Annotated in this window: 1 protein-coding gene; it reads left to right on the forward strand. The window is 62.4% G+C overall.

Annotated elements, in window-relative coordinates:
• Positions 1-187 precede the first annotated feature (187 nt).
• Positions 188-489 (forward strand): hypothetical protein (locus AC1DYG_RS19445; protein ID WP_477641497.1); only part of this gene is annotated, 302 nt, incomplete at its 3' end.

Below are 489 nucleotides of genomic sequence, written 5' to 3' on the forward strand. Positions count from 1 at the left end.
CGCCAGGCCTGCGCCACTACGGCTTGTACGGCACCGTCATTGCTGCGGATGGAACCTCCAAGTCGATGACGGGAACCCTGACATAAGCGCCCCTTCGGCTGTCGCCGGATATCTGGGGGTCTACGACCGGCTACACAAACGAGCCGGATGCGTTCCTCGCCGACCCGACCACCGATAGGTTGTGCACATGCCACTTGTGAACGCGACCTTGCAGACGGAGAGCGCTGCGGATCGGCAGCAACGCCACCTTCGCGAGCGAGCATTCCTCACGAACGCGGTGTGCAGCGAAGTCCAGGCATCCGGCGGCGACTACGCCTCGCAACAAGTGAGAACAGCGGTCTGCATGTTCCAGCGGTGGATCGCTGACGAGTTCGGATTGCCGGATGGAAAGCACATCGGATTCGGTCACGGCCTTGACGAGTTCGACGATGGTACCGGGGCCGCTGACACGATCCAGAAGATCCAGGCGGGCGTCGCTGTGTGTCAGGA

This window comes from Pedococcus sp. P1_H8 (genome assembly GCF_056405175.1).